28 protein-coding genes and 1 pseudogene are annotated in these 25,911 nt (G+C 70.0%); 11 read left to right on the top strand and 18 right to left on the bottom strand.

What is annotated here, in order from left to right:
* Positions 1-51: 51 nt before the first annotated feature.
* The 7 genes and pseudogenes from ACH492_RS20080 to fabG form a co-directional block, all read right to left on the bottom strand.
* The gene (locus ACH492_RS20080; protein WP_398988306.1) at positions 52-603 is read right to left on the bottom strand and encodes a SixA phosphatase family protein; all 552 of its coding nucleotides are present in this window, start codon (positions 601-603) and stop codon (positions 52-54) included.
* An 85-nt stretch (positions 604-688) separates the two neighbouring features.
* Complete coding sequence (locus ACH492_RS20075) at positions 689-892, bottom strand: hypothetical protein (protein WP_398988304.1); 204 nt, start codon at positions 890-892, stop codon at positions 689-691.
* Between the two features lie 169 nt (positions 893-1,061).
* Positions 1,062-1,178 (bottom strand): SGM_5486 family transporter-associated protein, encoded by a 117-nt coding sequence (locus ACH492_RS20070; RefSeq protein WP_307664310.1) that lies wholly within the window; start codon positions 1,176-1,178, stop codon positions 1,062-1,064.
* A gap of 17 nt (positions 1,179-1,195) precedes the next feature.
* Positions 1,196-1,801, bottom strand: a pseudogene (locus ACH492_RS20065) (MFS transporter); the annotation flags it as partial.
* Positions 1,802-1,865: 64 nt separating this feature from the next.
* Complete coding sequence (locus tag ACH492_RS20060; protein ID WP_398988302.1) at positions 1,866-2,207, bottom strand: hypothetical protein; 342 nt, start codon at positions 2,205-2,207, stop codon at positions 1,866-1,868.
* Between the two features lie 177 nt (positions 2,208-2,384).
* Positions 2,385-3,155 (bottom strand): enoyl-ACP reductase FabI, encoded by a 771-nt coding sequence (gene fabI, locus ACH492_RS20055; RefSeq protein ID WP_398988300.1) that lies wholly within the window; start codon positions 3,153-3,155, stop codon positions 2,385-2,387.
* A 4-nt stretch (positions 3,156-3,159) separates the two neighbouring features.
* On the bottom strand, positions 3,160-3,864 hold the full coding sequence (gene fabG, locus ACH492_RS20050; protein ID WP_307664306.1) for a 3-oxoacyl-[acyl-carrier-protein] reductase: 705 nt from the start codon (positions 3,862-3,864) through the stop codon (positions 3,160-3,162).
* Between the two features lie 186 nt (positions 3,865-4,050).
* Between fabG and ACH492_RS20045 the strand changes: the two genes are divergently transcribed.
* The 3 genes from ACH492_RS20045 (at position 4,051) to tyrS (ending at position 8,393) form a co-directional block, all read left to right on the top strand.
* Positions 4,051-5,574 (top strand): TldD/PmbA family protein, encoded by a 1,524-nt coding sequence (locus ACH492_RS20045; protein WP_398988298.1) that lies wholly within the window; start codon positions 4,051-4,053, stop codon positions 5,572-5,574.
* A 106-nt stretch (positions 5,575-5,680) separates the two neighbouring features.
* Positions 5,681-7,081, top strand: coding sequence for a metallopeptidase TldD-related protein (locus ACH492_RS20040; protein ID WP_398988296.1), 1,401 nt, complete (start codon positions 5,681-5,683; stop codon positions 7,079-7,081).
* 43 nt (positions 7,082-7,124) lie between these two features.
* Positions 7,125-8,393: a tyrosine--tRNA ligase gene (tyrS, locus tag ACH492_RS20035; RefSeq protein ID WP_398988294.1), complete on the top strand. Its 1,269-nt coding sequence runs from the start codon at positions 7,125-7,127 to the stop codon at positions 8,391-8,393.
* 70 nt (positions 8,394-8,463) lie between these two features.
* Here tyrS and ACH492_RS20030 read toward each other — a convergent pair whose 3' ends face one another.
* The gene (locus ACH492_RS20030; RefSeq protein WP_398988293.1) at positions 8,464-8,739 is read right to left on the bottom strand and encodes a GlsB/YeaQ/YmgE family stress response membrane protein; all 276 of its coding nucleotides are present in this window, start codon (positions 8,737-8,739) and stop codon (positions 8,464-8,466) included.
* 217 nt (positions 8,740-8,956) lie between these two features.
* On the opposite strand from ACH492_RS20030, the gene ACH492_RS20025 reads away from it, so the two are divergent.
* Complete coding sequence (locus tag ACH492_RS20025) at positions 8,957-9,343, top strand: DUF3099 domain-containing protein (RefSeq protein ID WP_398988394.1); 387 nt, start codon at positions 8,957-8,959, stop codon at positions 9,341-9,343.
* Positions 9,344-9,523: 180 nt separating this feature from the next.
* Entirely contained in the window at positions 9,524-9,745 is a 222-nt protein-coding gene (locus ACH492_RS20020) for a hypothetical protein (RefSeq protein WP_356227541.1), read from the top strand.
* Here the strand turns inward: ACH492_RS20020 and moaA are convergent.
* The 3 genes from moaA to ACH492_RS20005 form a co-directional block, all read right to left on the bottom strand.
* On the bottom strand, positions 9,728-10,717 hold the full coding sequence (gene moaA, locus ACH492_RS20015) for a GTP 3',8-cyclase MoaA (RefSeq protein ID WP_398988291.1): 990 nt from the start codon (positions 10,715-10,717) through the stop codon (positions 9,728-9,730). The genes ACH492_RS20020 and moaA overlap by 18 nt on opposite strands.
* 153 nt (positions 10,718-10,870) lie before the next feature.
* Positions 10,871-12,511, bottom strand: a complete 1,641-nt coding sequence (locus ACH492_RS20010) for a cation acetate symporter (protein WP_398988289.1) — start codon at positions 12,509-12,511, stop codon at positions 10,871-10,873.
* Entirely contained in the window at positions 12,508-12,873 is a 366-nt protein-coding gene (locus ACH492_RS20005; protein ID WP_307664298.1) for a DUF485 domain-containing protein, read from the bottom strand. Before ACH492_RS20005 ends, ACH492_RS20010 begins: the two co-directional genes overlap by 4 nt.
* A 287-nt stretch (positions 12,874-13,160) precedes the next feature.
* Between ACH492_RS20005 and ACH492_RS20000 the strand changes: the two genes are divergently transcribed.
* Positions 13,161-14,693 carry a S8 family peptidase gene (locus ACH492_RS20000; protein ID WP_398988287.1) on the top strand — a complete coding sequence of 511 codons (1,533 nt, stop codon included), beginning with the start codon at positions 13,161-13,163 and terminating at the stop codon, positions 14,691-14,693.
* Positions 14,694-14,770: 77 nt separating this feature from the next.
* Entirely contained in the window at positions 14,771-16,210 is a 1,440-nt protein-coding gene (locus tag ACH492_RS19995; RefSeq protein WP_398988285.1) for a CoA transferase, read from the top strand.
* Positions 16,211-16,278: 68 nt separating this feature from the next.
* Here the strand turns inward: ACH492_RS19995 and ACH492_RS19990 are convergent, their stop codons facing one another.
* The 7 genes from ACH492_RS19990 to ACH492_RS19960 form a co-directional block, all read right to left on the bottom strand.
* Positions 16,279-16,932: a lysoplasmalogenase gene (locus ACH492_RS19990; protein WP_398988283.1), complete on the bottom strand. Its 654-nt coding sequence runs from the start codon at positions 16,930-16,932 to the stop codon at positions 16,279-16,281.
* Positions 16,929-17,795, bottom strand: coding sequence for a sterol desaturase family protein (locus ACH492_RS19985; RefSeq protein WP_398988281.1), 867 nt, complete (start codon positions 17,793-17,795; stop codon positions 16,929-16,931). Before ACH492_RS19985 ends, ACH492_RS19990 begins: the two co-directional genes overlap by 4 nt.
* A 121-nt stretch (positions 17,796-17,916) precedes the next feature.
* Positions 17,917-18,639, bottom strand: coding sequence for a VIT family protein (locus ACH492_RS19980; RefSeq protein WP_398988279.1), 723 nt, complete (start codon positions 18,637-18,639; stop codon positions 17,917-17,919).
* A 54-nt stretch (positions 18,640-18,693) separates the two neighbouring features.
* Positions 18,694-19,917 carry an amidohydrolase family protein gene (locus ACH492_RS19975; protein ID WP_398988277.1) on the bottom strand — a complete coding sequence of 408 codons (1,224 nt, stop codon included), beginning with the start codon at positions 19,915-19,917 and terminating at the stop codon, positions 18,694-18,696.
* Complete coding sequence (locus tag ACH492_RS19970) at positions 19,917-21,200, bottom strand: amidohydrolase family protein (RefSeq protein ID WP_398988275.1); 1,284 nt, start codon at positions 21,198-21,200, stop codon at positions 19,917-19,919. The genes ACH492_RS19975 and ACH492_RS19970 overlap by 1 nt, the downstream gene beginning before the upstream one ends.
* Positions 21,201-21,210: 10 nt before the next feature.
* Positions 21,211-22,095 (bottom strand): SDR family NAD(P)-dependent oxidoreductase, encoded by an 885-nt coding sequence (locus ACH492_RS19965; RefSeq protein ID WP_398988273.1) that lies wholly within the window; start codon positions 22,093-22,095, stop codon positions 21,211-21,213.
* A complete protein-coding gene (locus ACH492_RS19960; protein ID WP_398988271.1) occupies positions 22,095-22,922 on the bottom strand; it encodes an acetoacetate decarboxylase family protein in 828 nt (275 codons plus the stop codon). The genes ACH492_RS19965 and ACH492_RS19960 overlap by 1 nt, the downstream gene beginning before the upstream one ends.
* A gap of 105 nt (positions 22,923-23,027) precedes the next feature.
* On the opposite strand from ACH492_RS19960, the gene ACH492_RS19955 reads away from it, so the two are divergent.
* The 4 genes from ACH492_RS19955 to ACH492_RS19940 all read left to right on the top strand — a co-directional run bounded on the left by ACH492_RS19955 (position 23,028) and on the right by ACH492_RS19940 (position 25,901).
* Positions 23,028-23,642 (top strand): TetR/AcrR family transcriptional regulator, encoded by a 615-nt coding sequence (locus tag ACH492_RS19955; RefSeq protein ID WP_398988269.1) that lies wholly within the window; start codon positions 23,028-23,030, stop codon positions 23,640-23,642.
* Between the two features lie 69 nt (positions 23,643-23,711).
* Positions 23,712-24,752: a DEDDh family exonuclease gene (locus tag ACH492_RS19950; protein ID WP_398988267.1), complete on the top strand. Its 1,041-nt coding sequence runs from the start codon at positions 23,712-23,714 to the stop codon at positions 24,750-24,752.
* Between the two features lie 64 nt (positions 24,753-24,816).
* Positions 24,817-25,050 carry a hypothetical protein gene (locus tag ACH492_RS19945; protein WP_307664289.1) on the top strand — a complete coding sequence of 78 codons (234 nt, stop codon included), beginning with the start codon at positions 24,817-24,819 and terminating at the stop codon, positions 25,048-25,050.
* Between the two features lie 62 nt (positions 25,051-25,112).
* A complete protein-coding gene (locus tag ACH492_RS19940) occupies positions 25,113-25,901 on the top strand; it encodes an SURF1 family protein (protein ID WP_398988392.1) in 789 nt (262 codons plus the stop codon).
* The last annotated feature ends 10 nt before the right edge of the window (positions 25,902-25,911 follow it).

Below are 25,911 nucleotides of genomic sequence, written 5' to 3'. Positions count from 1 at the left end.
CGGCGCGCGGTGACCGCGCGCCGGGGCCGATTCATGTACCGGACAGGGGGGTTACGTGTGTGGCGCCCAGAATTCGAGCAGCGTGCCCACGCCGTGCTCGACCGACTTCCAGGAGCCGGTGAAGCCGACGACCGCGAGCGCCGCGGTCGGGAAACCGCTCTGCGTCATCCGGGCCAGCGCTTCACCCTCGGCCTTGCCCGCGAGGGCGTCGGCGAGCGCGTGCACCCCGGGGTTGTGGCCGATGACGAGCAGGTCGTTCACCTCGTCCGGGATCTCGTTGAGCAGCGCGATAAGTTCGCCGAGGGAGGCGTCGTACAGCCGCTCCTCGTACACCGTCTTGGGGCGGTGCGGCAGCTCGTGCACCGCCAGCTTCCAGGTCTCGCGGGTTCTGCTCGCGGTGGAGCACAGAGCCAGGTCGAGGGCGATACCGGTGTCGGCCAGCCTGCGGCCGGCTGTCGACGCGTCCAAACGGCCGCGCTCGGCGAGCGGCCGCTCATGGTCGGACACCTGCGGCCAGTCGGCCTTCGCATGCCGGAGGAGGACGATCCTGCGGGACTCGGGGGATCCGGGGGCTGTCCCCCCGGAAGACACGGCGTCGCTCATGCACCCCAGCTTCGCATGAAATGAGCCAGCGGGCGCAGGGTGTTGACGGGCTCCCCCGCGAAGGGTGAATCCGACAGTGGGACAGTCACCGGGACAGGCTGTGCTGAATGCGCTCGAGGAACTGGCCGACCGCCGGCTCGCCGCCTGTGGTCTGCGCATGGGCGGGGTCCGCGATCAGCAGGAGCAGGACGAAGGCGAGCATGGGCAGGGCGAGTGCCCACCACGGCAGCCGGATGTCGACGCCGCCCGTGGCCTTGGGGTGGGACCGCGTGTGCGTGTGGGCCGACATGGCCGCCTCCGTAGGTCTGCGGTTTGTTGCTTCAAACCTACGGATCATGGGCGCGGGGGCCCATCCGGTGACCCACCCACTTCCCCCTGAGCCTGACCCCCTAGGGGATGGTGGTGCTAGCCCCCCATTCTTTCGGCGGGGCAACTTTTTCGGCGAGGCAACGACCGTGTCAGGGTGAGGCGATGGACGCGATCACCGCGATCACGACCGTGATGGCGATCATCGCGCCGAAGACGAGCAGGAGCTTCTTCTGGCCGTTCGAGGGGTTCGGGTCGAGCACAGGCATGGAGTCAGTCTCGCATCTCAGCATTCGTCCTCGATCGTCCGGTCCCGGCCGGCCAGGATGCCGACAGCGATCTGCGGCACGATCAGGCCTGCCATCAGCGTGATCGGCAGCCCCCAGCCGCCGCTGTGCTGGTAGAGCACGCCCACCAGCAGCGGGCCGGGGATGGAGATCAGATACCCGGTGGACTGGGCGAAGGCCGAGAGGCGTACGACCCCCGCCCCGGTCCTCGACCGCATGCCGATCATGGTGAGGGCGAGCGGGAAGGCGCAGTTGGAGACGCCCAGCAGCAGCGCCCAGGCCCAGGCTCCGGCGGACGGCGCGAAGAACAGGCCCGCATAGCCGGTCAGCCCGCACAGCCCGAGGGCGACGACGATCGGGCCCTGGGTCTTCAACCGGGTGGCGAGCCGCGGGATGACGAAGGCGAGCGGCACGCCCATCACCATGGTCACGGCGAGCAGCACCCCGGCCGTGCCCGCGGAGACTCCCGCGTCGCGGAAGATCTGCGGCATCCAGCCCATGGTGATGTACGCGCCGGTGGCCTGGAGGCCGAAGAAGCAGCCGAGCGACCAGGCGGTGGGGCTGCGGGTGATCCTTGGGGCCGGGGAATCCTGGGCCTGTGCGGCCACGGTGCTCCACGCGGCCGCGCCGCGGTCGATGTGGCCGCCGCGGAGGCGGCGAGCTATCCGTTCATGTGCCTGCGGAGTCCCTCAGGGGCTGGTGACTGACCCACACCGCGCGTATCTCCTTCCAGCAGCGGTCGGTGAGCTCGGCATAGCCGGCCGGGCCTATCTCGACGGGTGCGCTGTCCACGTCGATGTCCCACCAGCGCTCGCACTCGATGTGCAGCCGGACGCGGTCGGTCTCGGGGTAGGGGTTGTGGCAGAAGCCGGTGGCCCAGGAGCCTTCGACGACGGTGCGGCAGTCAGCCTCGTACGTACGGGACCGGGGCTGGGAAAGGGCCGTCGACGACGTCCACAGCAGGAGCGCCACTGAGGCCAGTACGGAGGCGGAGCGGCGGTTCGTACGCACAGGCAGGACCTCCTCGGCCGTACTGCGGCCCGCTCGCCGCGGCTGCACCTCAAGGGGGATTTGCCTCTCCAGCCTCGCTGTCCACACGACGTGCCGCGCGCTCCGGGGGGCCGAATGGGCGACGCCCCGTTCCCCGCACTGAGCGGGGAACGGGGCGTCGTTCTCGTACGAGAGGGGTCAGGCGCCCATCATGTGCACGCCGCCGTCCACGTGGACGATCTCGCCGGTCGTCCGCGGGAAGAAGTCCGAGAGCAGACCGACGACACCGCGGCCGGCCGGGTCGGGGTCGGCCAGGTCCCAGCCGATCGGGGCGCGGTGGTTCCAGACGTCCGCGAGCTCCTCGAAGCCCGGGATGGACTTCGCGGCCATCGACTTGATCGGCCCGGCCGCGACCAGGTTGCAGCGGATGCCCTTGGGACCCAGGTCACGGGCCAGGTAGCGGTTGGTGGACTCCAGGGCCGCCTTGGCCACGCCCATCCAGTCGTACTTCGGCCACGCGATCGTCGCGTCGAAGGTGAGACCGACGACCGAGCCGCCCCGCTCCATCAGCGGCAGGCAGGCCATGGTCAGCGACTTGTAGGAGTACGCCGAGACCTGCACCGCGGTGGAGACGTCCTCCCAGCCGGCCTCGAGGAAGTTGAACGCGGCCTGCGGGCCGAAGGCGATCGAGTGCACGATGCCGTCGAGGCCCGAGTCGTCGCTGGAGTGCTCACGGAGCTTGTCCGCGAGGCCGTCCAGGTGCTCCTGGTTGGTGACGTCCAGCTCGATGACCGGGACGGGCTTGGGCAGACGCTTGGCGATGCGCTCGACGAGGGTGAGCCGGCCGAAGCCGGTCAGGATGACCTCCGCACCCTCCTCCTGCGCCACCTTGGCGGCATGGAAGGCGATGGACCCCTCGGTGAGGACGCCCGTGACGAGAATGCGCTTGCCGGCGAGGATTCCACTCATGTGATCAGTGACCCATGCCCAATCCGCCGTCAACGGGGATGACGGCTCCAGTGATGTACGAGGCGTCGTCGGAGGCGAGGAAGCGCACCGTGGCGGCGATCTCCTCCGGCTGCGCATAGCGGCCGAGCGGCACCTGCGAGACGATGCCCGCGCGCTGCTCGTCCGTGAGCGCCTGAGTCATGTCGGTGTCGACAAAGCCGGGTGCGACGACGTTGAACGTGATGTTCCGCGAGCCCAGCTCGCGGGCGAGGGAGCGGGCGAAGCCCACGAGACCGGCCTTGGAGGCGGCGTAGTTGGCCTGCCCCGCCGAGCCCAGCAGCCCGACCACGGAGGAGATCAGCACGACACGGCCCTTCTTGGCGCGAAGCATGCCGCGGTTGGCGCGCTTGACGACCCGGAAGGTGCCGGTGAGGTTGGTGTCGAGTACGGACGTGAAGTCCTCCTCGGACATCCGCATCAGCAACTGGTCCTTGGTGACACCGGCGTTGGCCACCAGCACCTCCACCGGACCGTGCTTCTCCTCGATCTCCTTGTAGGCCTGCTCCACCTGCTCGGCGTCGGTGATGTCGCACTTGACGGCCAGGAAGCCGGCCGGCGGCTCGCCGGACCGGTAGGTGATCGCGACCTTGTCGCCGGCTTCGGCGAACGCGCGGGCGATGGCGAGGCCGATGCCCCGGTTTCCTCCGGTGACGAGAACCGAGCGGCTCAACGGATCACCCTTTCGATAGCGGTCTGGTACTCACGCAAACTATCGGTCCTGCCCCTCTCACGGAGAATCGGGCCCTGACAGCGCCTTCATCCAGTCACTGTCGGGTCCCTACAGAATGGCGCTGGGCAACGCCCCCTCCGGCGCGACATGATCGGGCGACCGGTCTCAACGACACAGGAGACATCCGTGCCTCATTCCATCGACGAAGCCTTCACAGCGCTGCCGCTGCGGGCCCTCGCCGACGCGGCACTCGCCCGGGCGCGTGCGCTCGGCGCCGAGCACGCCGACTTCCGCTTCGAGCGCGTACGCAGCGCCGCCTGGCGGCTGCGCGACGCCAAGCTCGCCGGCTCATCGGACACCACGGACCTGGGGTACGCGGTACGGGTGGTGCACGGCGGCGCCTGGGGGTTCGCCTCCGGGGTCGACATGACCATGGACGCGGCCGCCAGGGTCGCAGGCCAGGCGATCGCGATGGCCAAGCTGTCGGCGAAGGTGATTGCGGCGGCGGGCTCCGACGAGAGGGTGGAGCTGGCGGACGAGCCGGTGCACACGGAGCGGACATGGGTCTCCTCGTACGAGATCAACCCGTTCGAGGTACCCGACGAGGAGAAGACGGCGCTGCTGGCGCAGTGGAGCGAGCGGCTGCTGGGCGCGGAGGGCGTTGCGCATGTGGACGCCTCGCTGATCACCGTCCACGAGAACAAGTTCTACGCCGACACCGCGGGCACCGTCACCACGCAGCAGCGAGTGCGGTTGCATCCGCAGCTGACCGCGGTCGCAGTCGATGCGAGCAGCGGCGAGTTCGACTCGATGCGCACGGTCGCGCCGCCGGTCGGCCGTGGCTGGGAGTTTCTGACCGGCACGGGCTGGGACTGGGATTCCGAGCTGGAGCAGATCCCCGAGCTGCTCGCGGAGAAGATGCGCGCGCCGAGCGTCGAGGCCGGGCGGTACGACCTGGTGGTCGACCCGTCGAATCTCTGGCTGACCATCCATGAGTCGATCGGCCACGCCACGGAGCTGGACCGGGCGCTGGGGTACGAGGCGGCGTACGCCGGTACGTCCTTCGCCACTTTCGACAAGCTGGGGAAGCTTGCGTACGGCTCCTCGGTGATGAATGTGAGGGGCGACCGGACCGCGGAGCACGGGCTGGCCACGATCGGGTACGACGACGAGGGCGTCGAGGCGCAGTCGTGGGACCTGGTGAAGGACGGCACGCTGGTGGGCTACCAGCTGGACCGGCGGATCGCGAAGCTGACGGGGCTCGGCCGGTCCAACGGCTGCGCGTACGCGGACTCGCCCAGCCATGTGCCGGTGCAGCGGATGGCGAACGTCTCGCTTCAGCCGGATCCGGGCGGTCTGTCGACGGAGGATCTGATCGGCGGGGTGGAGCGGGGCATCTATGTGGTCGGCGACCGGTCGTGGTCGATCGACATGCAGCGCTACAACTTCCAGTTCACCGGGCAGCGCTTCTTCCGCATCGAGAACGGCAAGCTGGCGGGTCAGCTGCGGGATGTCGCGTACCAGGCGACGACGACGGACTTCTGGGGCTCGATGGAGAAGGTGGGCGGCCCGCAGACGTATGTGCTGGGCGGCGCGTTCAACTGCGGAAAGGCCCAGCCGGGCCAGGTCGCGGCGGTCTCGCACGGCTGCCCGTCCGCCTTGTTCAGGGGCGTGAACATCCTCAACACCACGCAGGAGGCCGGTCGATGAGCGGTCACCACGGAATTTGCCGGGGGTCCGGCCCGCGGCGATGCCGCAATCGGATGCAGTGTCCCCCGGGCAAGCACAGTCTCAACACCACGCAGGAGGCCGGTCGATGAGCCGTATCAGCAAGCCGTACGAGATCGTCGAGCGTGCCCTTGAGCTGTCCACTGCTGACGGTTGTGTCGTCATCGCCGACGAGGAATCGTCGGCCAATCTGCGCTGGGCCGGAAACGCCCTGACGACGAACGGCGTCACCCGCGGCCGCACCCTCACCGTCATCGCGACCGTCGACGGCTCCCAGGGCACCGCGTCCGGTGTCGTGTCGCGGACCGCCGTCACCGCCGACGACCTCGAGCCGCTCGTACGGGCCGCGGAGGCCGCCGCGCGTGGGGCCGGGCCCGCCGAGGACGCCCAGCCGCTCGTCGACTCGGTCCCCTCCTCCCCCGACTTCACCGACCCGCCCGCCGAGACCTCCTCCGCCGTCTTCGCGGACTTCGCGCCCGCGCTGGGCGAGGCATTCGCCCGCGCCCGAGCCGGTGAGCGGGAGCTGTACGGCTTCGCCAACCACGAGCTGACCTCCACCTACCTCGGTACGTCGACGGGGCTGCGGCTCCGCCATGACCAGCCCAACGGGACGCTGGAGCTCAACGCCAAGTCCCCGGACCGCTCGCGGTCCGCCTGGGCCGGCCGCTCCACGCGGGACTTCAAGGACGTGGATCCGGCGCTGCTCGACGCGGAGCTCGCGCAGCGGCTCGGCTGGGCCGAGCGCCGTATCGACCTGCCCGCGGGCCGGTACGAGACGCTGCTGCCGCCCACCGCGGTGGCCGATCTGCTGATCTACCAGATGTGGTCGTCGACGGCCCGGGACGCGGCGGAGGGCCGTACGGTCTTCTCCAAGCCCGGCGGCGGCACCCGCGTCGGCGAGACGCTGTCGCCGCTGCCGCTGAGCCTGCGCAGCGACCCGAACGAGCCGGGGCTCGAGTCCGCGCCGTTCGTGATCGCGCACGCGTCCGGCGACGACGCCTCGGTCTTCGACAACGGCCTGCCGCTGTCGGCGACGGACTGGGTACGCGGCGGAAAGCTGGAGCACCTGATCACCACCCGGCACAGCGCCGGTCTGACCGGGCTGCCGGTCGCCCCCGGGATCGACAATCTGATCCTGGACGGCGGCGGTGAGCGCTCGCTGGACGAGATGGTGGCGGCGACAGACCATCGCGGGCCCAGCCTGCTGCTGACCTGCCTCTGGTACATCCGCGAGGTCGATCCGGCGACGCTGCTGCTGACCGGCCTGACCCGGGACGGCGTCTACCTCGTGGAGAACGGCGAGGTGGTCGGCGAGGTGAACAACTTCCGGTTCAACGAGTCGCCCGTCGACCTGCTGTCCAGGGCCACCGAGGCCGGCCGCACCGAGAAGACGCTGCCGCGCGAATGGGGCGACTGGTTCACCCGGGCCGCGATGCCCGCGCTCCGCATCCCGGACTTCAATATGAGTTCGGTCAGCCAGGGCGTATAACCTCGGAGACGTCTGCAAGCACATCGAAGGAGACGCGAGAGAAGTGACGGACATCGTCGACGAACTGCAGTGGCGCGGGCTGATCGCCCTCTCCACTGACGAGGACGCATTGCGCAAGGCGTTCGCGGACGGTCCCGTCACGTTCTATTGCGGCTTCGACCCGACCGCGCCGAGCCTGCACCTCGGCAATCTGGTCCAGATCCTCACCATGCGCCGGATCCAGCAGGCGGGCAACCGCCCGCTGGGTCTGGTCGGCGGGGCGACCGGTCTGATCGGCGACCCGAAGCCGAACTCCGAGCGCACACTGAACGCGCCGGAGGTCGTCGCGGGCTGGGTGGAGCGGCTACGAGGGCAGATCGAGCGGTTCCTCGACTTCGAAGGACCGCACGCCGCGACCATGGTCAACAACCTGGACTGGACGTCGGGTCTGTCGGCGATCGACTTCCTGCGCGACGTCGGCAAGTACTTCCGGGTCAACAAGATGATCGCGAAGGAGGCGGTCGCGCGGCGGCTGAACTCCGACGCGGGGATCAGCTACACCGAGTTCAGTTACCAGATCCTGCAGGGCATGGACTACCTGGAGCTGTACCGGCGGTACGGCTGCGTCCTGCAGACCGGCGGCAGCGACCAGTGGGGCAACCTCACCGCGGGCACCGACCTGATCCACCGGGTCGAGCCGGAGGCCGACGTGCACGCGCTGGCCACCCCGCTGATCACGAAGGCCGACGGCACGAAGTTCGGCAAGACGGAGTCCGGCACGGTCTGGCTGGACCCGGAGCGGACCACGCCGTACGCCTTCTACCAGTTCTGGCTGAACGCGGACGACCGGGACGTCTCGAAGTTCCTGCGGATCTTCAGCTTCAAGTCCCGCGAGGAGATCGAGGAGCTGGAGAAGCTGACCGAGGAGCGCCCGCAGGCGCGTGCGGCCCAGCGGGCGCTGGCGGAGGAGCTGACGACGCTGGTCCACGGCGCCGGCCAGTGCGCGGCGGTTGTGGACGCGTCGAAGGCGCTGTTCGGTCAGGGCGAGCTGGCCGAGCTCGACGAGGCGACGCTGCGTGCGGCGCTCTCCGAGCTGCCGCACGCCCAGGTGGCCGAGCTGGCTCCGGTGGTGGACCTGCTCGCGGAGGTCGGCCTGGTCCCCAGCAAGTCGGCCGCCCGCCGCACGGTCAAGGAGGGCGGCGCCTACGTGAACAACGTCAAGGTCGCCGCGGAGGACGCCGTACCGGCGCGGGACGATCTGCTCCACGGTCGCTGGCTCGTACTGCGCCGCGGCAAGAAGAACCTCGCTGCGGTCGAGGTCACGGCGGTCTGATCCGGCGCACAACTCCTCACGGCGGCGGCCGGACGGGCATCGCGCCCGGCCGGCCGTCGCCGTTCCTGGATCAGGCTCTCTGCCTGCTGCCCCGTCCGGCGTTGTATGCCATCTCGCCCAGGAAGACGAGCACAACGGCAGCCGCGATCTGAAGCAAATGGCGGCCCCAGTCGATGCCACTGGTCTCGGCGATCCCGAGCCCCATCGCAATCCAGTTGCCGAGCGCAGCGCCGCCGATGCCCAGGATGGTGGTCAGCCAGAGGGGCATGTGCTGCTTGCCCGGCAGGATCGCCTTGGCGATCAAGCCCAGCACGAATCCCACGATGATCGCCCACAACCAGCCCATGGCTGCCTCCTCGTACGGCTCTACGTGAGCAGTGATGCCGCCAGTGTCGGCCGATCGGCCATACAGCGCATGTCGGGCGACGCCATACGCGCTATGGCGCAGCTGGGGACAGGCAGCCGGGCCAAGACCCACTCTCGTAGGTGTCGAGGCTGCGGCGTACGGTGGAACACGTCAGGACCGGGGAGCGTCCGACGCGGAATCCAGGTGGTGGAACGTGATGCGGAAGCATGGCGATACGGAGGTCTTCCGGATCACGGGAGCCCGGCAGGGGCTCGCCGACGATGTGCGCGGCCGGCAGCGTCGCTATGTGATCTCCATGTCGGTGCGGACGGTGGCGGTGATCCTCGCCGCAGTCCTGTGGAATGTGGAACGCCACGTGGCTGTCGTGGCGCTGGTGCTCGGTGGGGTGCTCCCGTACATCGCCGTGGTGATCGCCAACGCGGGCCGCGAGAACCCCCCTTCGCTGCCCTCGACGTTCGTCCCCACCCCGTCGCGGCCAATGATCGCGCCCGTCCCCACGCCTGCCGACGCGGAACCCACCGCGGAAGCCGAGGCGGAAGGCGACGGCTACGAACGGGACCGTCAGAGACCGGAACAGAGCTGATTCCACGGGGCTGCAAAGCTCAATAAAAGCTCAGATCAATCGTGAAGTTCCAGTGCACTTCCCCCCGTTCCCCGTGACATACTTCGAAGCGCGCTCCGCATCCCCCGTCGGAGCGACGGACCGACGCCGGGCAGCTCCCCCCGTGGCTGCTCGGCGTCGCCTTGTTTGGGATGAATATCAATGAGTGACGAAACACCCATCTGCTCCGCCAAGGGCTGCCGCGCCGAGGCGGTCTGGGTGCTCGCGTGGAACAACCCGAAGCTGCACACTCCGGAGCGCCGCAAGACCTGGCTCGCCTGTGAGGAGCACCGTGAGCATCTCTCCCAATTCCTGGGTGTGCGTGGCTTCTTGAAGGATGTCGTGACGCTCCCGGAGTGGGAGTCCTCAGCCGCCGATCGCTGACATCGGACGGTCGGGCTGCAGGAACGCCGGGTCGTCGAGGCCCGAGCCCGCCTTCTTGCCCCACATCGCCAGCTTCCATATACGGGCGATCTCCTCGTCGGGAGCCTCCGAGCGCAGCGCCGCGCGCAGATCCGTCTCCTCGCGGGCGAACAGGCAGTTGCGCACCTGGCCGTCGGCGGTGAGCCTGGTCCGGTCGCAGGCCTGGCAGAAGGGGCGGGTCACGGAGGCGATGACTCCGACCCGGTGTGGTCCGCCGTCCACGACCCAGCGCTCGGCGGGCGCGGAGCCGCGCTCCTCCTCGCCCTCGGCGGTGAGCGTGAAGCGCGTACGCAGCGACTCGAGGATGTCACCCGCGGTGATCATGCCGTCGCGCTTCCAGCCGTGCTGTGCGTCGAGCGGCATCTGCTCGATGAAACGCAGCTCGTAGTCGTTCTCCACGGCCCAGGCGAGCAGCTCGGGGGCCTCGTCGTCATTGAGGCCCGGCATCAGGACCGTATTGACCTTGACCGGTGCGAGGCCGGCGGCGCGGGCGGCCTCCAGGCCGTCCATCACGTCGTGGTGGCGGTCGCGGCGGGTGAGGGTCTTGAAGACGTCGGGCCGCAGGGTGTCCAGCGAGACATTGACCCGGTCCAGACCGGCGGCCTTGAGGGCGGTGGCCGTGCGCTTGAGCCCGATGCCGTTGGTGGTCAGCGACATCTCGGGGCGGGGCTGCAGAGCGGCGCAGCGCTCGACGATCCCGACCAGCCCGGGCCGCAGCAGCGGCTCCCCGCCGGTGAAGCGGACCTCGGTGATGCCGAGGTCGGTGACGGCGATGCGAATCAGCCGGACGATCTCGTCGTCACTGAGCAGATTCGGCTTGGCGAGCCACTGCAGACCTTCCTCCGGCATACAGTACGCACACCGCAGATTGCACCGGTCCGTGAGCGAAACGCGCAGGTCAGTGGCCACACGGCCATAGGTGTCGATGAGCACTGTGGGCCCCCTCCCCCATTCGCGGATCTGATGGATTCGAGCCTACGCCAGAGCTCTGACAATGGTGGGGCCCGATTGTCACGAGGTACGGCGCGGCCGCGTCGTAGGACTCTACGACACGGCCGCGACCCGTGACTCGTACAACGGTCCTGCTCAGTGGGCTCCGGTGCCGGTGAGGGACTTGACCTCGAGCTCCGCGTACTTGCCCTTGTCGGGCTCCTCCTTGGACAGGAGAGAGCCGAGCCAGCCGAGTAGGAAGCCCAGCGGGATCGAGACGATGCCCGGGTTCTCCAGCGGGAACCAGTAGAAGTCCGCCTCCTTGAACATGGAGGTGGGCTTGCCGGAGACGACCGGCGAGAACAGCACCAGCACCACGGCCGAGGTCAGACCGCCGTAGATGGACCACAGCGCACCCTGCGTGGTGAACCTCTTCCAGAACAGGCTGTAGAGGATCGTCGGCAGGTTCGCGGACGCGGCGACCGCGAAGGCGAGAGCGACGAGGCCGGCGACGTTCAGATCGCGGGCCATTGCGCCGAGCCCGATGGAGACGACGCCGATGGCGACCGTCGCCCAGCGGGCCGCGCGGACCTCTTCCTTCTCGGTGGCCTTGCCCTTGCGGATGACGTTCGCGTAGATGTCGTGCGCGAAGGAGGACGAGGACGCCAGGGTCAGGCCCGCGACCACCGCGAGGATGGTGGCGAAGGCGACCGCGGAGATCACCGCGAGCAGTATGGCGCCACCGGTGGATCCCGAGCCGCCGCCGATCTCCAGGGCCGCCAGCGGCGCCGCCGTGTTGCCCGCCTTGTTGGAGGCGATGATGTCGGCGGGCTTGAGCAGCGCCGCGGCGCCGAAGCCGAGCACGATCGTCATCAGATAGAACGCGCCGATGATGCCGATCGCCCAGTTGACGGACTTACGGGCAGCCTTGGCGGTGGGCACGGTGTAGAAGCGGATCAGGATGTGCGGCAGACCCGCGGTGCCGAGCACCAGGGCGATACCGAGCGAGATGAAGTCCAGCTTCGAGGTGCTGGTGGCGCCGTACTTGAGGCCCGGCTCCAGGAAGGCCGACCCCTTGCCACTGTTCGAGGCCGCCGTGCCGAGCAGGTCGGAGAGGTTGAAGTTGAACTTCAGCAGGATCAGGAAGGTGATGAGCAAGGTGCCCGCGATGAGCAGGACGGCCTTGACCATCTGCACCCAGGTGGTGCCCTTCATGCCGCCGATGGTGACGTACACGATCATCAGTACGCCGACCAGGGCGACGATCGCGATTTTGCCGGCGTCGCTGGTGATGCCGAGCAGCAGCGAGACCAGCACGCCCGCGCCCGCCATCTGCGCCAGCAGATAGAAGATCGAGACGACGATGGTGGAGGTTCCGGCGGCAGTTCGGACCGGGCGCTGGCGCATGCGGTAGGCGAGGACGTCGCCCATCGTGTAGCGGCCGGAATTACGCAGCGGTTCGGCCACGAGCAGCAGCGCGACCAGCCAGGCGACCAGGAAGCCGATCGAGTAGAGGAAGCCGTCGTAACCGAACAGGGCGATGGCGCCCGCGATGCCGAGGAAGGACGCGGCGGACATGTAGTCGCCGGAGACCGCAAGGCCGTTCTGGAAGCCGGTGAACTGGCGGCCGCCCGCATAGAAGTCGGCGGCGTTCTTCGTCTGGCGTCCTGCCCACACGGTGATGAACAGGGTCGCGACGACGAAGCACGCGAAGAGCGTGATGATCAGCGGCCGGTGTTCGCTCGCGCCCTCGGCGGCCAGCTGGACGGTGGGATACACGGCGTACGCGGAGCTCATGCGTCGGCCTCCATGCGGGACTTGATCGCTTCGGCCTTCGGGTCGAGCTTCGCGGCGGCATGACGCGAATAGAGCCAGGCGATGAGGAAGGTGGTGGCGAACTGGGCGAGACCGAAGACGAGGGCGACGTTGATGTTGCCGAAGAGCTTGGTGCCCATAAAGCCGCCGGCGTAGTTGGACAGCAGCACGTAGAGCAGGTACCAGGCGATGAATGCGACGGTCAGGGGGAAGGCGAAGGAGCGGTATGTGCGGCGCAGTTCGCCGAATTCAGCACTCTCCTGCACCTCGACGAACGACTCTGTCGTGGGCTGAGCGGGGCTGGTGTCCGTACCGCCGGGGGGCGGGAGTGCATCGGTAGCCACGGAATCTCCTCGCGACGCGGGTGCGGTGGGGATGGACAAGGGGACCTCACAGTCGGGGGCGGTTTGATGTTGCTCCACCCCCTGACAACGGCACGGAGAGCGCACCGAACCGGTTCAACATCGGCCTTTTTCTTCCGGACACTCGCCGGACTTTCTCCGGCCTATCTGCCGATTTCTTCCCCAACTCATTGATGGCGGCCCATGATCGGCGATAGCTTCGCTCGTCATGTACCCGACCAGTCGCACTGTGCGTCTGGCCGGTTTGTCACGGATGATGTGGAGAACCCATGGCTCATCTGGGATCCAGACGGCGGCGCGTGCTTGCCCTGCCCGCCGGTCTGGCGCTCACGGCCTCGCTCGGCTTCCTCCCCGCGGGAGCCGCCTCGGCAGCTCCGGCGGACGAAGTACCCGCCGCGGTGGTTACCGACGGCCCGAAGCTGTCGTACGTCGTGAACGTCAAGGGCGGGCACGGCACCGCCAAATCGGTCAAGAAGGCAATAGCCAAGGCCGGCGGCTCGGTGGTGATCGCCTACGACCAGATAGGCGTCATCGTCGTCCACTCGCAGAACCCGGACTTCGCCAAGACGATCCGTACGGTCAAGGGCGTCCAGTCGGCCGGTGTCACTCGCACGGCCCCGCTGACCGCCGCGGCCGACACGGCGATCGATTCGGAGCGTCCGCTCACCGCCGCCGAGGCCAAGACCGCGGCCGCCCAGGCGGACGCGGACCAGGACCCGCTCGAGCCCCTGCAGTGGGACCTGCCCGCCATCAAGGCGGACAAGGCCCACGAGAAGACGCTGGGCAGCAAGAAGGTCACGGTCGCGGTCATCGACACGGGTGTCGACGACACGCACCCGGACCTCGCGCCGAACTTCGACCGCGCAGCGTCGGTCAGCTGCGTGGGCGGCGCGCCCAACACCGCGGACGGCGCCTGGCGTCCCGGCCCGGGCGAGAGCGACCACGGCACACATGTCGCGGGCACGATAGCCGCGGCGAAGAACGGCATCGGCGTCACCGGCGTCGCGCCGGGCGTGAAGGTCTCCGGCATCAAGGTGTCGCAGCCGGACGGCTTCTTCTACACCGAGGCGGTCGTCTGCGGCTTCGTCTGGGCGGCCGAGCACGGCGTCGATGTGACCAACAACAGCTACTACACCGACCCGTGGCTGTTCAACTGCAAGAACGACGCCGACCAGGCGGCTCTGGTCGAGGCACACGCCCGGGCCATCCGGTACGCGGAGCGCAAGGGCGCGGTGAACGTCGCCGCGGCCGGCAACTCCCGGATGGACCTCGCCGCCGACGAGCTCACCGACACGACGAGCCCGAACGACACCACTCCGGTCGAGCGGGTCATCAACCCGCGGGAGTGCCTGGACATTCCGACCCAGATCCCCGGTGTCGTCACCGTCTCCGCTCTGGGCGCGAAGAACCTGAAGTCCTCGTACTCCAACTACGGCCTCGGCGTGATCGACATCTCCGCCCCGGGCGGCGATTCGACCCTCTTCCAGAAGCCGGACGCGCCGGCCGTCGACGGCCGGATCCTGTCCACGCTGCCTGGCGGCGGGTACGGCTACAAGGCCGGTACGTCCATGGCCTCGCCGCATGTCGCGGGCGTCGTCGCGCTGATCAAGTCGACGCACCCGCACGCTTCGGCGCCGGGCGTGAAGGCGCTGCTGTACGCGCAGGCCGACGACACCGAGTGCACCAACCCATATGACATCAACGGCGACGGCACGGTCGACGCGGTGTGCGAGGGCGGCAAGCGTGAAAACGGCTTCTACGGGACGGGCGTCGCGGACGCGCTGGACGCGGTTCGCCGGTAGAAGTGCTTGACCCGGGGGCCGGGCGCGGGGTTCCGCGTCCGGCCCCTCTCTGTGGCACCGAGTGCCATAGTGGCTGCATGGTCCACGCAACGCTCAGTGGTACGGCCCAGGCCTGGGCGGCGCTCGGCGGCGATCCCGCCCTCCTCGACCGCGTCCGGTACGAAGGCACGGGCGGACTGCCCGCCGAACTGCCCGTCATGGAGCTGGCACGCTCCACCGTGGCGGTCTGCGCACTGGCCGCGGCCGAACTCGCCGCACGCCGCACCGGCGGCCCCGTCCCGTCCGTCCGCGTCGACGACGGAGCGGTGACCGCGGCGTTCCTCAGCGACCGGCTGGTACGGGTCGACGGCGAGACGCCGACGACCTTCGCTCCCCTGTCCCGCTTCTGGCAGGCGGCCGACGGGTGGGTCCGTACGCACGCCAACTACCCGCACCACCGTGCCAGGCTGCTGGCCTGTCTCGGGCTGCCGGCCGACGCCGGCGTGGAGGCCGTCGCGGACGTGATCGGCCGGCGCGGAGCCGCGGAGGTCGAGGAGACGGTGTACGCGGCGGGCGGTCTTGCGGTCGCCGCCCGTACGCCCGAGGAGTGGGCGGCACACGAGCAGGGAGCGCTGGCTGCCGCCGCGCCGCTGCTGACACGCACGCCGCTCTACGACTTGGGAGAGCAACCACCGCGTCGGCTCCCCGAGTTGACCGGAGAGGTGACTCTGCCGGCCGCCGGGCTGCGGGTCCTCGACCTCACCCGCGTGCTCGCCGGGCCGGTCGCCACCCGCACGCTCGCGCTGCTCGGCGCGGATGTGCTGCGCATCGATGCTCCCCAACTGCCGGAGAGCCAGGAGGCGCACAACGACACCGGCATGGGGAAGTGCTCGACGCGGCTCGATCTCGGCGACCGGGGCGACCGGGGCGACCGGGGCGACCGGGGCGACCGGGGCGACCGGGGCGACCGGCGGATCTTCGAGGAGCTGCTGGAGAGCGCCGATGTGGTGGTGCTGGGCTACCGGCCGGGCGCCCTGGACCGCTTCCCGGGGCTGACGCCCGAGGCGCTGGCCGTCCGCCGGCCCGGGCTGGTCGTCGCCCAGCTCTCCGCCTGGGGGCGGTACGGGCCCTGGCGCGAGCGGCGCGGCTTCGACAGCCTGGTGCAAGTGGCCACGGGCATCGCCGCGATCGAGGGCGATCAGGGACAGCCCGGCGCACTGCCCGCCCAGGCCCTGGACCACGGCACCGGATATCTGCTGGCGGCAGGCGTCCTGCGCGCCCTCACCGACCAGCACGACGAGGGCGGAGCCAGGCTGGTGCGGCTCGCCCTCTCCCAGACGGCGGCCTGGCTGGTGAACGGCCTCGAGAGAGGTAAGCCCGAGGAAGCGGCGTACGACCCCGAGCCCTGGCTCACCGAGACGGACAGCCCCATGGGGCGGCTACGGCACGCCCTGCCGCCGGTCTCCTTCGCGGGCGGTCCGGCCAACTGGGCGCGTCCGCCCGGCATTTGGGGCACGGACGCGCCCGAGTGGCGCTGAGTACGGTCGCGTGAGGGCTGCACCGCGTCGGCCTCGTTACGACGTGATCGCGTTACGGCGTGATCGCGTTACGGCGTGATCGCGTTACGGCGTGATGATGCGAGCACGCCAGTGGCCAGCAGCAACTGCGCCGCGCAGTAGGTGAGCATGATCCAGAAGTCGGGTACGGGCAGCTGCGGCCATTCGGCGACACCGGTGGCGATGAGCATGTCGGAGAGCAGGAACAGCGCCCCGCCCGCGCCCGCGACGAGGCCGAGCCCGCTCGCCCGGCAGGCCATGGCGGTGAGCAGCACGGAGTACCCGGCGACCGGGATGCGCAGATCGGCGGGGAGGTCGGGCCACAGGAGCGCGACGGCGCCGACGAGAGCGATGCCGTAGACGCCCGCGAGGAGCGGTGAGGTGCGCGTATGCCGGAACAGCAGCAGATAGCAGACGTGTCCGGCGGCGAAGGACCCCATCCCGACGAGGAAGGCCCAGTCCGCGCCGGAGAGCAGGAAGACATCGCCGCCCCAGCCGAAGAGGAGCGCGGCGAGGAGCATGCGGGGTGCGCCGCGGGTGGCGGCGTACGCCGTGAGCAGCGGCATGAGCAGGGGCTTGGCGGCGGTGTGCCCGGCGTCGATACCGAGGGCGAGCGAGGCGAGGTCGCAGCCGACGGCGAGGAAGAACGCGCCGAGGAGTATTCGGCCGAGCCGCTCGCGCGAGACGGAGCTGCCCCAGATCACGCGACCCGCTCCGGCTCGGCAGCGGCCATCTGGACGGCCGGCTGCCAGCCGGGCCCGCGGAAGACCCGCCCGGCCCGCTCGCGCCAGGTGCGGGCGGCCCGTACGTCCCGGGCGATCGCCGCGTACTCGTGCGTGGCCACCCGCAGCGGGTTGTACGTCTCGATGTTCTTGGTGAGCCCGAAGACGGGCCGCTCGGTCTCCGGCGCGAAGGACCCGAAGAGCCGGTCCCACACGATCAGGATCCCGCCGAAGTTCCGGTCCAGATAGCCGCCTTGGGACGCGTGGTGCACCCGGTGGTGGGAGGGCGTGTTCAGTACGTACTCGAAGGGCCGCGGCAGCTTGTCGATCCGCTCGGTGTGCACCCAGAACTGGTACACGAGGTTTGCGGACGAACAGAAGGCGAGCGCGGCCGGATGCACGCCGCAGGCGATGAGCGGCAGATAGAACGGCCAGACGGTCAGACTCGTCCAGGGCTGACGCAGCGCGGTGGAGAGATTGAACTTCCGGCTGGAGTGATGGACGACATGGCAGGCCCACAGGATCCGGATGACGTGGTGGCCGCGGTGGGACCAGTAGTAGAAGAAGTCCTGCGCGAGCAGCATCAGCAGGATGGTCCACCACAGGACGGGGACGCGGGCGGGGGTGAGTTCGTAGACCGCGGTGTAGATCGCGACGATGGGGATCTTCCACAGGACGTCGAAGACGAGACTGCCGAGCCCCATCCCGATGCTGGTGGCGGCGTCTTTCGTCTCGTAGCCGGCGGCGTCCTCGTCCGGATGGAACCGGTAGCTCACTATCTCCAGGACGGTGAGCAGCACAAAGGCGGGTATCGACCACAGCACGACATCGGGCAGGTTCGGCATGCGAGCACCGTAGAGGCGGGGGCCGGACCACGGCTAGACGTTGTTACCCACAAGTATGCGAGACGTCTTGTCAGCTACTTTTGGTGACTTCTGCCAACTCGGGCGTCGGACTGTCCGGCCCTCAGACCCCCACCGCGCCGAGCAGTGACCCCGCGCCGTACGTCACGGCCATCGCCAGCGCTCCCCCGCCGACGTTGCGAAGCACCGCCGGACCCACCGCCGCCGCGCCCAGGCGGGCGCTCCACCAGCCCGTCAGACACAGGGCCGCGAGCACCGAGAGGACCGTGACCGGCAGGCGCAGGGACGAGTGCGGCAGGACGATCGCCAGCAGCGGGAGCAGCGCGCCCACCGTGAACGCAAGGAAGCTCGCGCCCGCCGCGTGCCACGGGTTGGCCAGCTCGTCCGGGTTGATGCCGAGCTCCATGCGCGCGTGGGCGCGCAGGGCGTCGCGTTCGGTGAGCTGGACGGCGGCCTCGCGGGCCACCTCCGGCGAGAGGCCGCGGTCCGCCAACATGCCGGTCAGCTCCTCCAGTTCCTCCTCCGGCTGTTCGCGCAGCTCGCGCCGCTCCACTGCCAGTGCCGCCTTCTCGGAGTCGCGCTGGGTGGATACGGAGACGTACTCACCGGCCGCCATGGACATCGAGCCGGCCAGCAGTCCGGCGAGACCCGCCGTGAGCAGAGTGGCGCGCGAGCCGGTGGCGCCCGCGACGCCGACGACGAGGCCCGCGGTGGAGACGATGCCGTCGTTGGCGCCGAGGACCGCGGCGCGGAGCCAGTTGAGGCGCACGCCGAGGGCCTCGCCGTGAGCTTCGTCGTGGGGTGCGCCCCGGGATGCGTCAGTCACCCGGGGAGGGTCTCACCCCGGGGTTCACCACACGCGCAACGACCCGCCCCGGGCTCACCACACCCGCACCGACCCGCCCCGGGCGAAAGCGGGGCTCGTCGCGTCCGCCGGGATCTCGGCCAGCGGCTCGGCGATCTCCTCGACCGTGGGGCCCACCTCCGCCGCGATCGGGGCGAGGAGGCCGAGGTCGAAGCCGTAGACGCGGGCGGCGTTGCCGCCGGCCATCGCCGCGACCTCGTCCCTCGGCAGACCCGCGTAGGCGATGCGGAGGCCTTCGCGGGAGTACGGGGTGGTGCCTTCGTCGTGCGGATAGTCGCTGCCCCACATGATCTTGTCCAGGCCGATCCGGTGGCGCAGCGGCACCTCGTGCGGGCGCATGAAGCTCGCGCCGACGAAGCAGTTGTCGCGCCATACCTCGCTCGGGCCCTTGCCCATCGAAGCGGCAAGCCCGGCACCGAACTTGGACTCCGCCGTGGAGGCTCGCGAAGCCGCCGCGACCAGCCGCCCGTGGTAGTAGTCCAACATGTCGAGCACGCCCGGGATCCAGCCCGAGCCCTGCTCGGTGAGGACCAGCTTCAGGTCCGGGTGGCGGCGGAAGGCACCGCCGAAGATCAGATGCCACAGGGCCCGGTGCGAGAACCAGGTGGTCTCCACCATGAACACCGCGCGGGCGGCCGGTTCTTCGCCGAGCGGCGGCGACGCCGAACCGCCGTGGTGGTTGACCGGTACGCCGAGCTCGTCGCAGACGGCCCAGATCGGGTCGTACGTCTGCGAGTACAACTCCGGCAGGCCCGAGCCCGGTGGCGTACCTGGCAGCAGGATCCCGCCGGTGAGACCCGCCTCCTTGGAGCGGCGGACCTCGCGGACCGCCTCGTCGACGTCGCCCAGCAGGATCTGCGCGACGCCCGCCCGCCGTCCGGGGGCCGCCGCGCAGAAGTCGGCGAGCCAGCGGTTGTGGGCACGCAGACCCGCCCAGCGCTGCTCGTGCTCCTCCCGCGACGGTGCCGGGGCCATCAGTGAGGCGCTGGGGAAGAAGGGCGGGATGGTGTTGGGGAAGACGACCTCGGCGACGATGCCGTCGGCCTCCAGCTCGGCCACCCTGCGGTCCGAGTTCCAGTTGCGGTCGGCGGTGTCGGCGAGGAGGTCCTCGTACGGGTTGACGTACGCATCCGCCCAGGCGTCGAAGTCGTCGTGGTGGCTCTTCTCCAAGTACGGCTTGTAGTCGAGGAGATCGGCCCCCGCGTGACAGTCTGCGGAGATGACTGTGTAGCGGTCCATCAGCCGGCTCCCATCACCGGGAAGTCGTGGTCGGTCAGCCAGTGCCGGCCGACCTCCCGCGACCTCGCCCAGGACGCCTCGACCGCCGACTGGTCCTCGGGCTGGCCCAGTTCGGCCGGGGTGGGGCCGATGCGGCGGGCGATCGGGGCCAGCCTGCCGGTGTCGAAGCCGAAGACCTCCGCCGCGGCCAGGCCCAGCATCCGGCGGGTCTCGGCGACCGGGACGTCGTGGAAGGTGTTCCTCAGCCACTCCCTCGTCTTCGGCCAGGTGCCCTCGGGGTGCGGGAAGTCGCTTCCCCAGAGGATGTTGTCGACGCCGATCTCGTACCGCTGCGCGAGCTCGCGCCGCTTGGTGTTGGTGGCGCAGATGAAGATCTGCCGGTCGAGATACTCGCTCGGTGGTCGCTTCAGCTCGGCGAACGGCGACAGCTTCTTGCCGCCGTGCGCGCCGAGGTAGAGCCGGTCCATGAACCAGAGGAGGTTCGGCAGCCACCAGCAGCCCGACTCGGCGACGCCGAACTTCAGGCCCGGATGGCGCTCGAAGACGCCGGACCAGAGAAGGAACCACAGCGGGCGGGCCGGCCACCAGGTGACCTCGGAGACATAGATGCCGAGGTGGTCACCGTACTCATGGCGCGGGGCGGCGCCGGAGTGGGTGACCATGGGCATGCCGGTCTCGGCCGCGGCCGCCCAGATCGGGTCGTAACGCCGGTCGTGGTACGGCTCCTTGTCCACCCACATCGAGGGGATCATCAGCGCCCCGAGGCCGGACTCCCTGGCCAGGTGGATCTCGGCGACGACCCGCTCCACCTCGCCGGTGACGGGCAGCAGGGCGACCCCGCAGTGCCGTTCGGGACTGGCGGAGACGAATTCGGCGAGCCAGCGATTGTGCGCCTGCGCGCCCGCCATGCCGAGGTCGGGGTCCTGGTCGCCGGAGAGCCCGAGGCCCACCCCGAAGGGCGCGGCGGTCCGGCTGTCGACGGCGTCCGCGTCCGGGAAGACGACCTCGGCCGCCACCCCGTCGCCGTCGAGCTCCTTGAGCCGCTGGGCGTTGTCCCAACCGCCCTTCAGTCCTTCCTCGTTGTCGCTGAACCATTTGCTCGCGAAGGCCTCGTTGCGTACGCCGAGGCGGGTCATCTCCTCGCGGCGGCGGTCGCGGCCCGCGAGAAATGCGTCGAAGTCCCGGTGGAACCGGGAGTCCAGATAGGGCCGGTACCGCTCGGTCGGCAGCCCGGCGTGGCAGTCGGAGGAGACGATCAGGTACGGGTCGTTCGTATCGGTCATCGCACGCCCCTCAGTCCAGGATGAAGCTCTCGAGATACGACGGGTCGGCCCGGTCGAGCATCGACTGCGACCTGGCGCGGATCTGCCGGTCGCTGTGCTCACTCGCCGGGAGCATCCAGAAGCGGTCCGCGCGGATCCCGTCCACGACGAACGCGGCGACCTCCTCGACCTGTGTGAACGTCACCTCGTGCCCGGCGTCCTTCATCGCCGACTCCCACTGGCCGAGGCTGCGGTACGGAGTTCTGCGCGGCCGCTCCTTGGCGTACCGCTGCGGCCTGTTGCGGTGCGACTCCCACAGTCCGGTGCGCAGCATGTGCGGTCCGGGGAAGAGCACGGAGGCGCCCACGCGCGCGTGCTCCGCCCTGAGGTGCGCGTACAGCGACTCGGTCATCGTCACGACGGCCGCCTTGGTGACGGCGTACACGGAGGCGGTGGGCAGCGGCGCGATCCCGCCGTCGCCCGACGAGGTGTTGACGACATGGCCGGGCTCTGCGCTCGCGATCATGCGCGGTACGAAGGCCTGGATGCCGTGGAAGACGCCCCAGACATTGACGGCGAAGGCCCACTTCCAGTCGTTCGGCTCGTGCTCCCACATCCGGCCCTCGGCGCCGGAGCCGACACCCGCGTTGTTGCACAGCACATGGACGGCGCCGAAGGTCTCGAACGCGGCGTCCGCCAGGGCGTGTACGGATTCCCGCTCGCCGACGTCGACGGTGCGGGCGAGCACCTGCGCACCGTCCTCCGCGAGCTCGTCCGCGGCCTTGTGCAGCGCCGCCTCCTCGACGTCCGCGAGGACGACCTTCAGCCCTTCGGCGGCGAAGCGGCGGGCCATGGCGAGCCCGATGCCGCTCGCGGCGCCGGTGACGACGGCGACCTGCCCTGCTGTCAGCTCCATCAGACACTTCCCGCCGCGGGGCCGTCGAGGATCTGCTGCGGGTCGTCGTAGCGCTGGTGGATGTAGGGCAGCAGCGCCTGCGCGCTCACGCGTTCCGCGACCCGGCCCTTCTGGTCGGTGGTCTTCTCGCCGATGGTGAGCTCGACGACGCGGCGTACGGGGAGGTCCGCGACGGGGTCGTACATCGACTCGCGCAGCACCACATCGCCGGTGAGCTTCTCCAGCTTGCGGAACTTCTCGTTGCGGGTGCAGTGGACGAGTACGGGGTCGGCGTCGAAGCCCTGGCCGTCGACCGCGGGCAGGAACTTGAAGTAGAAGTCGAGCTTCTCGGCCGGCTCGGGCAGCGGAAGCGGTCCGTCCACCGCGCCCCGCACCTCGACGAAGGCGATGCCGTGCCGGGCGAGCACGGCCCGTACGACCAGGCCGTCGCGCTCGACCGTGACTTCGCCCAGCTTCTTCGGCTCGCCGAACACCTCACGTCCGCCGATCAGCGCGCGCTCGTGGGTCATCGGCATGACGAGCGGATACCAGCCCTCGCGCCCGTCGTGCAGCGCGGCAACCGCCACCGAGCCGGCACCTGGGGGTACCTCCCGCGCCGAAGGCTGCGGGGGAGGACAGCCGGGCAGGTCGACCTTGCTGATGTTGGCCCGTACGAGGGGCCGTTCGGTGGGCTTGAGCGGCGGCGGCAGCACAGCCGCCACCGCGTCCGGGTCGCTCTCCCACACCGCCACCACGCCGGTGGACCAGATGTCGGGGAGCTTGGAACTGGATGCGCGGGCCGCGGCGATCTCCGCCTCCGTGCGCGCGCCGTACCGTACGCGTGCCATGTCTGCCGCCCTTCGTGGGGTGTTCCTTTCCGGGGGTCTGTAACACAGTTACACCGCTGCCGATGAAGGGTAAAGAGCCCCGCACGCCCGAGAATTGGGGGCACCATGCGCACCGCCCTGACCCGCGACGAGGTCCTCGACGCGGCGGCCGCCCTCGTCAAGCAGCACGGCCCACAGGCCCTGACGATGCGGGGGCTCGCCGCCGACCTCGGCACGGCGGTCACCTCGATCTACTGGCATGTCGGCAACCGCGAGTCGCTGCTGGACGCACTGGTCGAGCGCACGGTCCAGGAGATGGGCGCGATCCGGCCCGTCGGCCGCACGCCCGCCCAGCGTGTCGTCTCGGTCGCCCGCAGGCTCCGCCGCGAGCTGCGCGAGCGGCCCCATCTGATCGCGATGGTCCACGAACGGGGGCTCACAGAACGGATGTTCCTGCCCGCGCAACAGGCGCTCGTCCACGAGGTGCACGCCGCGGGGCTGCGCGGGGCGCGCGCCGCGGAGGCGGTGCGCGCGGTGCAGTTCCAGGTCGTCGGCTTCGTACTCGTCGAGCGCAACCGCGAACGCTCACCGGTCCAGTCGCCCGGCGAGGGCGAGCTGTGGGACGCGAGGACGGCGGAACACGACCCGGCCCTGGCGCGGGCGCTGGCCCGGCCGGCGGATCCTGAGAGGCTTTTCACCTCGTCCGTACGGGCGTTGGTGAGCGCGTTGCTCGAGCCGTGACACCCGGCTCGGGCGGGCCGCGCGGCGACCGGGCCGATCCGGAGTTGTCAGTGCGGGCCCGTATTCTCTGTGACCATGCTCGACGACCGTACAACCGCAGCAACGGCGTGGCCGGCCGCGTATCCCCAGGGGTACGCGGTCGTCGACGTGGAGACCACCGGACTCGCTCGCGAGGACCGGATAATCTCCGCTGCCGTGTACCGCCTCGACGCCCAGGGCAATGTCGAGGACCACTGGTACACCCTCGTCAACCCGGAGCGGGATCCGGGTCCGGTGTGGATCCACGGTCTGACGAGCGATGTGCTGGAGGGCGCGCCGCTGTTCGACGAGATCGCCGTTGAGTTCTCCGAGCGGCTGGACGGCAGGGTCCTTGTCGCGCACAACGCCATGTTCGACTGGTCGATGATCGCCCGGGAGTACGCGCGGGCGCAGCGCACCGCGCCCACCCGGCAGCGGCTGTGCACCATCGCCCTCTCCAAGGAGCTGCGGCTGCCGCTGCCCAACCACAAGCTGGAGTCGCTCGCCGCGCACTTCGGGGTCGTGCAGCAGCGGGCGCACCACGCGCTGGACGATGCGCGGGTGCTCGCCGAGGCGTTCCGGCCGAGTCTGCACAGCGCGGCACGCGACGGGGTGCGGCTGCCGCTGCTCGAGTGCCGTCCGCTCACCGAGTGGTCGGACTCCCCCGCGGCCCCGCGGATCGGCTACCAGGCTTCGTACGGACAGAGCAGCTGGCGGCCCTCGCGCAAGCGCCCGGCCTGTCCCTACCCCAACCCCGGGCGGTACGAAGTGGGCGGGCTGCTGATGCAGGGGATGCGGGTGGCGTTCTCCGGCGACACCTCCGTCGACCGGGAGCTGCTGGAGGACCGGGCGATCGAGGCGGGGCTGCATGTCGCGACCAGCGTGTCCCGGCTGACCAGTCTGCTGGTGACCAACGATCCGGAGGCGTCGACCTCGAAGACGCTCAAGGCGAAGTCGTACGGCACGCCGGTCGTCGACGAGGCTGCCTTCACACAGCTGTTGCGTGACGTGGCACCAGCATCATCCGCACCGGTGCCGACACCGACACCGGCGCCCGCACCCGCACCCGCACCCGCGCCCGCATCGGAGTGAACCCGGCGCGACTCGCCCGCCGCCCGCTCGCCGAGCGGCGGTCTCGCGTCCCACCCTGTGGCGCATGGCACGTTGCGAGGTATGCGGAAACGACTACGGGATGTCCTTCGAGGTGCACGCGCAGGGCGCGGTGCACGTCTTCGACTGCTTCTCCTGCGCCATTCACCGCATGGCGCCCATCTGTGAGCACTGCCGGGTCCAGATCATCGGCCAGGGCGTCGAGGTCGATGGCCACTGGTACTGCGGCGGGCACTGCGCCCGCGCGGAGGGGAGGGCGGGCATCGTCGACAAGGTGTGACCGGGCACCCGGACGTGGACCCCACGTCCGGGCCGCAGGCCGCGGCAGGTACGGTCGAAGCCGTGTACCGCTTCCTGTTGTCCCGCCAGTGGGTGATCCTCACCCTCATCGGTCTCGTGCTCATCCCCACGATGATCGAGCTGGGCTTCTGGCAGTTCCACCGGCATCAGCACCGGGTCGCGCAGAACACCCTGATCGCCAAGAACCTCGAGGCGAAGCCCCTCCCCGTGACCGGGCTCACCTCCCCCGGACACACCGTCCCGCGCGCCGACTACTGGCGGCAGGCCACCGCCACCGGCACCTACGACACCTCGCACGAAGTCGTCGTACGCCGCCGCACCTCCGCCGACGACCGGGTCGGCTTCCATGTACTGACCCCGCTGATCCTGGCTGACGGCCGGGCGGTCCTGATCAACCGCGGCTGGATCCCGGCCGCCGCCGACCAGCGAGCCTTCCCCTCCGTGCCGCCCGCGCCCAAGGGCACCGTGACCGTCACCGGCCGGCTCAAGGCCGACGAGACGACGAAGGCCAGCGGCATCAAGGACCTGGCCGGTCTGCCGTCCCGCCAGGTCATGCTGATCAGCAGCGCGCAACAGGCCAAGGCCCTGGGCCGGACCGTGCTCGGCGGCTATCTGGAGCAGACCGCGCCCGAGCCCGCCGGCAGCAGCCCCGAACTGATCCCGGACCCCGACCACGACTCCATCGGCGCGCACATGGCGTACGCCGTCCAGTGGTGGCTCTTCACGGCGGCGGTACCCGTCGGCTGGGTGATTCTCGTACGGCGTGAGAAGCGCGACCGCGCGGCCGCGGCGGCGCAGGACGCCCCGGAGCCCGCCCCCGCGACGGTCTGACAGCCGCCCG

It is taken from the genome of Streptomyces sp. NPDC019443, from assembly GCF_044389785.1.
Classification (GTDB): Bacteria; Actinomycetota; Actinomycetes; order Streptomycetales; family Streptomycetaceae; genus Streptomyces.
The sequence above is the reverse complement of the archived record's forward strand: the minus strand, read 5'-3'. Positions and strand labels throughout refer to the sequence as shown.

What these genes read in the sequence shown, in the direction of transcription:
- ACH492_RS20080 (WP_398988306.1), bottom strand. Translation starts at nt 603, where the DNA reads ATGAGCGACGCCGTGTCTTCCGGGGGGACAGCCCCCGGATCCCCCGAG.
- ACH492_RS20075 (WP_398988304.1), bottom strand. Translation starts at nt 892, where the DNA reads ATGTCGGCCCACACGCACACGCGGTCCCACCCCAAGGCCACGGGCGGC.
- ACH492_RS20070 (WP_307664310.1), bottom strand. Translation starts at nt 1,178, where the DNA reads ATGCCTGTGCTCGACCCGAACCCCTCGAACGGCCAGAAGAAGCTCCTG.
- fabI (WP_398988300.1), bottom strand. Translation starts at nt 3,155, where the DNA reads ATGAGTGGAATCCTCGCCGGCAAGCGCATTCTCGTCACGGGCGTCCTC.
- ACH492_RS20040 (WP_398988296.1), top strand. Translation starts at nt 5,681, where the DNA reads ATGAGCCGTATCAGCAAGCCGTACGAGATCGTCGAGCGTGCCCTTGAG.
- ACH492_RS20030 (WP_398988293.1), bottom strand. Translation starts at nt 8,739, where the DNA reads ATGGGCTGGTTGTGGGCGATCATCGTGGGATTCGTGCTGGGCTTGATC.
- ACH492_RS20025 (WP_398988394.1), top strand. Translation starts at nt 8,957, where the DNA reads ATGCGGAAGCATGGCGATACGGAGGTCTTCCGGATCACGGGAGCCCGG.
- ACH492_RS20020 (WP_356227541.1), top strand. Translation starts at nt 9,524, where the DNA reads ATGAGTGACGAAACACCCATCTGCTCCGCCAAGGGCTGCCGCGCCGAG.
- ACH492_RS20010 (WP_398988289.1), bottom strand. Translation starts at nt 12,511, where the DNA reads ATGAGCTCCGCGTACGCCGTGTATCCCACCGTCCAGCTGGCCGCCGAG.
- ACH492_RS20000 (WP_398988287.1), top strand. Translation starts at nt 13,161, where the DNA reads ATGGCTCATCTGGGATCCAGACGGCGGCGCGTGCTTGCCCTGCCCGCC.
- ACH492_RS19995 (WP_398988285.1), top strand. Translation starts at nt 14,771, where the DNA reads ATGGTCCACGCAACGCTCAGTGGTACGGCCCAGGCCTGGGCGGCGCTC.
- ACH492_RS19985 (WP_398988281.1), bottom strand. Translation starts at nt 17,795, where the DNA reads ATGCCGAACCTGCCCGATGTCGTGCTGTGGTCGATACCCGCCTTTGTG.
- ACH492_RS19975 (WP_398988277.1), bottom strand. Translation starts at nt 19,917, where the DNA reads ATGGACCGCTACACAGTCATCTCCGCAGACTGTCACGCGGGGGCCGAT.
- ACH492_RS19970 (WP_398988275.1), bottom strand. Translation starts at nt 21,200, where the DNA reads ATGACCGATACGAACGACCCGTACCTGATCGTCTCCTCCGACTGCCAC.
- ACH492_RS19965 (WP_398988273.1), bottom strand. Translation starts at nt 22,095, where the DNA reads ATGGAGCTGACAGCAGGGCAGGTCGCCGTCGTCACCGGCGCCGCGAGC.
- ACH492_RS19960 (WP_398988271.1), bottom strand. Translation starts at nt 22,922, where the DNA reads ATGGCACGCGTACGGTACGGCGCGCGCACGGAGGCGGAGATCGCCGCG.
- ACH492_RS19955 (WP_398988269.1), top strand. Translation starts at nt 23,028, where the DNA reads ATGCGCACCGCCCTGACCCGCGACGAGGTCCTCGACGCGGCGGCCGCC.
- ACH492_RS19945 (WP_307664289.1), top strand. Translation starts at nt 24,817, where the DNA reads ATGGCACGTTGCGAGGTATGCGGAAACGACTACGGGATGTCCTTCGAG.